This is a genomic window from Pseudomonas atagonensis, from assembly GCF_011369485.1.
Lineage (GTDB): Bacteria > Pseudomonadota > Gammaproteobacteria > Pseudomonadales > Pseudomonadaceae > Aquipseudomonas > Aquipseudomonas atagonensis.
On record NZ_VXCA01000063.1, the window covers coordinates 1 to 7,363 of the forward strand.

A 7,363-nucleotide genomic window follows, 5' to 3' on the forward strand; every position below is an offset into this window, starting at 1 on the left:
ATGATCGCGTCTTCCAGTTTTGTAAAAGCTCAGACTCGATGTAACGGTTGTCGGGCCACCTAATTTTTGGCAATTATATAGCTCAGCTATTTGTTAATTCCTATGCCTTGCTTTCGTTGAGGTTTGCCTCGAAGTACGTCATAAAATCCTGTCCTTGAGCAAAGGCTTTTTCGATTTTCGCGCTTTGCTCTTTAAGCGCCGGGCTTGGCTTGCCCCATTGTTCAGGCGGAAGAGGTTTAGACCACTCAGCGATGGATTCAGGTAGAGATTTCATGCTGAAACGATGGTCCCATTCTGCTACCCAATACGGAAAACGCCACCAAGTGATCAAATGTGTTAGGTACCACCAACCAACGCCTAAAGCGGAACGTTCGTTGTGCTGGTATTCCTCGTGCATATCTTGTCGTTTTTTATCAAAGGTGTGGCGACCCTCGTAGGGTGCTTTAGCAGGGCAGAACTCCGGTCCTTTTTCCATGTAGGCACGTATGGCTTCCCATTTGCCTAGTCCATGAACAGGAGTCATGACCTCCTGTGTGAAAAAGTGCACCCTATCGGCCTTGGGATTATCTATGGCCATGCCAAAGGTGTAGCTACTGATTACGCCTACTCCAGTGAATCCGGTGCTGACAGAGATCCACGCAACTGTGTCTTCCCAAGGCTGGATCACGGCTTCGTCGGAGCCATTCGGGAAGTAACAGACCTCTCGGCGTTGGCGGTTAAATCGGATGGGTTTGGCGCGGGCTTTGTTCCTTGTGGTGCTGATAATCGCGTACAGGCCAATCAGCGCTGCTCCCCCTCCACACCAGAGCGCTAGTGATATTCCGAACTCAAAAAAATCGTTGAAATAAAACCAGAAGCTTCTGCCGAATGGGTTTATGAATGCTGCGAAGCCCATCAATGTTGGGAGACCAAATAGACAAACGATAACTACGATTGTTGGGAGTGCCACAGCTAATCGTGTTTGGAAAGACTTGGTGAGATTGCTGCTACCCAAGTCCAGATATGTGTCGTTGACTTCAACAAAACTTCCGCCGAGATCCATTGGAATTTGCCCGGTCGGAACTGGCAGCGGTGAGAAAAATAATGCTTCGCCTGTGGCAAAATGACGAGTTTCACCCGCCGTGGGGCGGTGATTTTTAAGGTCAAGTTCGACTTGCTGTTCAGGTTTGGATGGCATGCAATTCAACCGAAAAAATGTAGGCAGTTTAGGTAACTACAGGGAGTCGCTAGTTACTAGCAACCAAGGAGCATTCGTGGTGCGCGTCCTTAACACAGATACTGATTGAAGCGGCTTGCCATTCTGCGCGTTTAGGGTCGTGGTTTCGAATCGCTTCTCTCGGAAAGATTTATCACCGGCTACGGGGTGGTAGCGTAAAACGACGGCAAGGCCATGTTGGGCGTTAGCTTCGTGTTGGAATATTTCTAAGCCGAGCTTAAGAGGTTCGCCCGGAGCACCTAGCAGATTGAGTTGATACAGTAATGGTTCGCTCCACGCTTCCCAGTCATTGCGCTGTTGGTTAGTTAGCCAGTAAGCACTGAGGCCGAGATTGACATCTTCTAGATCATTGGCTGTCATCCCCGGCATGCTCAAGACGGCCATGGGCTTGCTGTCTACTTGTTGTAGGGCTATCTGCGGAGCGGCAGTAATATCTGCTAACATCAAACGTTCCTCCGCAAGACTTCGGTTTTCGCTCTGCTTGCCCCAAGGACCCTTGAGCAGCCATTTATCCAGTTCGGTCTTATTATTACGGTTGTACAGCCATTCACCACCTAATTGGAGTCCTGTTAGGACTAGGCCAATCAGGTTGGCACGAGCGGCGACGCTGAGCAACTTACCACCAGTCGTAACCCACGCAAGAGCGCGCGCCTGGCTTACATTCGTCATAGCTTCAGAAGTGTATTGAACTGTTCGTGCGGTTGCCCAGCCATTGACAACTAGTTGGCCGGAGTCTCCAACCAGCGTCATGCTAGCCCCAGCTAGTTTGGCGCCATCGCCTGACCGTAAAGCTTCGGTCCACCTTGCGGCAGACCCTTTTTCACCATACAAACCAGTGCCTGCGGCAATAGCGCCAAAAAGGTATGAAAAAGGCCCCAATACGCCTGTAATTTTGCCTAACTTGGAGGCTGATCCGATTTTAGCTGCGGCACTCGCATAGTTTTCAATTGCGACAGAAAGGCCAGTAATGGCAATTCCTTGGGCCGCGGCGATTGCCCCCCCAAGCATTGAAAAAAGAGCATTTGCTACAGCCAACTTATCGGAGAAATCCGCCTCTTTTTTTCTAGCAAATTCACCATAAACAGTCGTAAAGCTGATGATTTGCAGAACCGCTGCAGCTGAAGAAAACAAATCCCCTCCAGCTGATGCGAAAACCGCCTTGCTTATTCCCTTGGAAGGACGCTTGAGCCGATAGTCATCGGCCATCCGCTCGAACTCAAGCACCTGAGCATTGTTAAGCCCTTTAATCTTGAAGGCAGCCTTGCCAGGTCCGTCACCAACAGGACTCATGGCCTGAGCTATCCGCCCTTCAAGGGGAGCGACAGTCTGTTGAATGGCTTTGCGGCGAGCTACCAAGGTTTTATAACCGCCTTTTGGTGACCTTCCTTTACGTTCATCAGCCAGGGTTTGCCGAATCTGATTTTTCAGCGAGGTCATTTGCTGGCGCAGATCTGTCAGTTTGGCCATATCAGCTTTGAACGCAGCAATTTGATTCGCAGAGGCAAACTCTAATGTAATACCTCCCTTACCAAAGGCACGAAGAACATCTATCCAGGCCGAGCCAGGAATTCGGCGCAATACTTTTGCCGGATCTAGCGGTTGTCCATTGCGTAGCGCTTGCATAGCCTCATCCAGCGCTCCTGCCAGGCGCAACTGCTTTGCCGGCTCGTACGCTGTGTTGCGCAACTGACCTAGCACAATGCCGTTTTCACTCAATTGCATTGCTGCTGCGAGATTCTGAGTGAGCAAATTGCCAAATTTTCCGCTGAGTGCTTGGGCGCCCTGATAGTCGTCCTTGACCATATAGGTATCGCGCAGGGACTTGATGAATGATGTGACCTTGGAGTGCATGTCCTTCTGATCAGTCAAACTCAATGTGAAGAAGGTTGGTACGGTGAAACCCGGCTGTTTCTCGAGCAGATCGGCAAGCTTTTCAGTCGCTTTATCTGTCCGGCAAATGTCTCTCATACAGGCATATTCAGTAGCGAGAGTTGTGTCGAGTTGATCGCCAAATTTGGGGTCAAAATACCAGGCTGAACGTTGGAAGCGTTCTTCACAGATTAGATTCGCGCGATCGTTACTGATCAGATCTAGACGTTTGTTCCAGCGATTGAGTTGGGCGCGTTGCTGTTTCAGGAAGGCTTCCATAGCTGGCCGATCGATCAGATCGTTGATGCCCTGTTGTCCCATCTTCGCGCCGTCGAGCGCGTCATCCGCGTTGTCTTCGATGGTCTCGATCAGGTCTTCGTACCTGGAATACAAAGGTCCAAGACTCGTACGCATCCGCGACTTTGAAGCTGCAATAGCCCCACGATGCGTACCAGCGCCTGAATACTGGGTTTGATTTTTTACGTTGACGTAGTCGACGATCGATTGCCGCTGCTCTTCGCTTGTTTCGTCCTTGAGTTTGACAAAACGAGGGTCGCCTTGGGCGGCATTCAGAATGGTTTCGCCTGTTACGGTGTACAACGATTCGATGTAGCAACCAAACACATACTTCTTTTGATTGGCCTCAGCGTCGCTCCAGTCGCTGATCCAGCCAGTGACCAAGTCCTGATGCTCAGCGAGATCGCGTAACACGCCCAGGTCATCCTGTAAGACCAAGTACAGATGGTCACGCTCATGTTCTGCCTTGACTTGCTTTTTGAGTGTGCCCAACTGAGTTTTCTTGAAGTGCGACGCTTGCTCCCAGAGATAGTCCTGACTTTCCTCAGGTTTGGCACCCGTAACCGTCGGCTCTTTACTCGGCTGCTCCGAAACCTCCGCAATCCACTTTTCCGCCTGACTTGGCGTCAGTAGATGAGCTGCGCCTTTCTCAGGGTCTGCATTGGTGAGATCGACCTTCTGCATGAAGTACTCACGTTCAGACTTGTGCTTGATGACCTGCGCGCATTTCGCGGCGGTCCATTGCACCTCGGAGTAGTTGACGTAGAGTTTGCTCAAACGCGGGAAGACCAACACGGCTTCGCCCACGTTGCTTTCACGTTTGTTGGCGGTGATTTCGCTCTTTTCCCACAGCAGTTGGGTCACGATGCCGTTCTGGATTCGGTATTCGTGCATTACGGCTTCAGGCTTCTTGTCGACGATGACGTAGAGCCAGCCGTCACGCATCAATCGAATGCCTAGTGGGCGAGAAGTGGTTTTGTACGGCATGGTCAGCGCGCTTGACGGGTCGAGTCGTTCAACGAGGCCGTAACGCAGTGGGATGAGCTGGATTTTTGCCTTCATCAACGAGCAGCCGCCCATGGCACACTTGCCGTCATCCCGGCTTTTTGCAGCGTTGTTCGGGCTTTTACCGGTCGATGTTGGCGTTGTCATCCTTGGCTCCTGTTCAATGTTGCAGCCCGTTCCTGGGAAATATCAGCGACCCGTTCGAGTCGTTGTGCGGGCGTTTGTTCCGACGGGGTTTTGAGTATGGCGTCGAGGTCTGGATGTTCTTCCAGTGCTCGCTCGCCAAGGAACCCGTGAATGTTGGCATAGAGGGTGATATCGAGTTCGGTGTTGAAGCCGCGATCATAGGAGGTCGAAGCCAACGTATGCAGGTGTTCCCAGCGTTGCTGTGGGGTCGACTGTACCTGATAGCTTGGAAAATACTCTTGCATGTGTGCATCGAGACGCATCACAACATTGCGAAAGTTCACCTCGTCCAGTTGACTGAGTTGGGCTTCGCTCAATCGATAGCGCTTGCTGTGGTCGGGCTCAGGAGCGTTGCCCGGCCTATTGTTTATGTACCAGCAATCCAGTGCTGCATCGGCAGTAACGATTTGTTTGCAGGGGCCGAATAGGGTCGGATCCTTGATGGTTTCTGCGTGAGCGAGCAGTGCGTGGGTTACGGCCGGGTCTGCGATGCGCAACAACACTTCCTCACCGAGTGGGTGCATGACGCTGGTGAGCCAGCGAAAGTGTGCGACCAGTTGATCCCATGATTGATCGCTAAACACCAAGTGCCCCCACTCCTGACGTGATGCGTTCAGGAACCGGGTCAGAACCGGGTTGTTCTGTGCTTTTATTTGCACGAGGCATGGGGACATATCGCCCAGTTCTGCCCAACGAGTCCCAAGATAAAGCGGCTCGAACTCAGGGTTTTCCGTCCACTGATACAGGTGCTGCGGAAGTTTCTCAACGCTGACACCATCAAGCAGTAAACCTACCGTGCCATTCCATGGAAGGCCTTGGGGGAGGCCGTTTTCCAATGGAAATTCCGACTTAAGCATTCTGTGCCTCCAATTTGGCTTTCTCGCACACCGCACAAATCGGCTTCTTCTGCATCAACGCCTGGCGCTGCGCCGGCACCAGTAACTGCCCGGCCTTATCCGCATCCGCCTGCTTCAATGGCCCCGGCAACAAAGGCGCCGCCCCCGTGCCGCTGCCCGGCCCGCCGCCGGAGTTGATGTTGATCACCGGCCCGCTCAGGGTCACGCCGCCGCCATCGATCTTGATGAAGCTGCCACCGCCCACCAGCGTCAGCTCAGCCCCGGCCTCCAGCACCACCTTCATGCCGCTGCTCAGGTGGATTTCCTGGCCGGCGTCGATGAATTGTCCGGTGCCGATCTTGATGTGCTGGTTCACGCCCACGGTCAGGTGGTCGTTGGCCCGGGCTTCGACTTTGCGGTCGGCGTAGACGGTGTGGTGTTCTTCGGCCTTGAACTCGCTGTAGCTGTTCTTTTCGACGGTGTCGTGGCGTTCGTTGCCGACGCGGATTTTCTGGTCGTGCTCGATGTTTTCGTCCCAGTCGCGCTGGGCGTGCAGGTAGATCTGCTCCTGACCTTTCTTGTCTTCGATGCGCAGTTCGTTGTAGCCGCCGCCACCCATCGAGCTCATGGTCTTGAAGGTGCTGCGGGTCTTGTTCGCCGGCAGGGCGTAGGGGACGGTGTTTTCCTTGTGGTACAGGCAGCCGCTGATCAGCGGCTGGTCGGGGTCGCCTTCAAGGAAGGTGACCAGCACTTCCATGCCGATGCGAGGGATGGCGATGCCGCCGTACTGGGCGCCGGCCCAGGCGCTGGAGACACGCAGCCAGCAGCTGGTTTTGTCGTCGGCCTGGCCTTCGCGATCCCAGTGGAATTGCACTTTGACCCGACCGTATTCGTCGCAGTGGATTTCTTCGCCTTTCGGGCCGGTGACCACGGCGCTCTGGCTGCCGAGGATGCGCGGTTTCGGGTGGCGCAAGGGCGGGCGGTTCGGCACGTCCCACGGGGTGGCCTGAAAGCGGTTGCGATAGCCCTGGTGGAAATCGTCTTTCAGCGCGGTGGTGTCGCTGGTGACGGATTCTTCCAGCACTTGCGGCTGCTTGCCTTCGTGGAGGACTTCGGTGAGCAGCCACAGGTCATTCCATTTGGCTTTCGGGTGTTGCGTCAGGGCCAGAAAGTGGCCGCTGACCAGCAGCGGTTGATCGCTCTTGCCTTCGGCGAGCTGGAAGTCGCTGCGGTGGCGTTCGAGGGCGCGTTTGGCCAGGTGCTTGCCGCGCTCGCGGTCGATGAAGCGGCCGGGGTAGTCGTAGTCTTCGAGGTCGGGCAGGGCGTCGCCACGGTTTTCACTTTCGAGGGTGATCCGTGGTTTTTCGAAGTCGTAATCGCGGCGAGTGGTGCGGCTGGTGCGGGTTTCCAGGCGCAGGTCGAAGCGCTTGATCACCGGGTCCTTGGCGACCATGCCGGAGTCTTGCTGATAGGCCACCGGTTTGAGTTTCGGGAACACCGTCTGGTCATCGCCGAACACCAGTTTGTGTGCCGTCGCGGTGTGCTGGAAGTGGTAGTGAATGCCTTCCTCTTCGCACAGGCGCTGGATGAAATGCAGGTCCGATTCATCGTATTGCACGCAGTAGAGGCGCTCGGGATAAATCGAACCTGTCTTGAATTCGTAAGCGTTGCTCTGGATGCCGTGCTCTTCGAGCACCATGCCGATGATTTTCGGCACCGTGAGGTTCTGGAAGATGCGCTGATTGATCCGGTGCGCGAGGTACGCCAGCTGCGGGCGCAGGGTCACCGAATAACGGGTCAGGCGCTTGCCGGAATCGCCTTGGGCGGCGCGGTATATCTGGCCGTGAATGCCGCTGCCGTCGGGCGACAGTTGCAGGAAGGCCGGTTTGTGCAGCAGGGTTTCGAGGTCCAGCGACGGCTGCTCACTGACCAGCTCCACCTCGAAGACAAAAGG

4 protein-coding genes are annotated in these 7,363 nt (G+C 54.4%); all 4 read right to left on the bottom strand.

All coding sequences use genetic code 11. The features are described 5' to 3' along the window. Positions 1 to 100: 100 nt before the first annotated feature. On the bottom strand, positions 101 to 1,177 hold the full coding sequence (locus F2P67_RS27440) for a DUF6708 domain-containing protein (RefSeq protein ID WP_343045187.1): 1,077 nt from the start codon (positions 1,175 to 1,177) through the stop codon (positions 101 to 103). Positions 1,178 to 1,213: 36 nt separating this feature from the next. Continuing rightward, complete coding sequence (locus F2P67_RS27445; RefSeq protein ID WP_166226365.1) at positions 1,214 to 4,534, bottom strand: toxin VasX; 3,321 nt, start codon at positions 4,532 to 4,534, stop codon at positions 1,214 to 1,216. Then, complete coding sequence (locus F2P67_RS27450; RefSeq protein WP_166226367.1) at positions 4,531 to 5,430, bottom strand: DUF4123 domain-containing protein; 900 nt, start codon at positions 5,428 to 5,430, stop codon at positions 4,531 to 4,533. The genes F2P67_RS27445 and F2P67_RS27450 overlap by 4 nt, the downstream gene beginning before the upstream one ends. Next, a partial coding sequence (locus tag F2P67_RS27455; RefSeq protein WP_166226370.1) for a type VI secretion system Vgr family protein occupies positions 5,423 to 7,363 on the bottom strand: 1,941 nt, incomplete at its 5' end. The genes F2P67_RS27450 and F2P67_RS27455, both read right to left, overlap by 8 nt.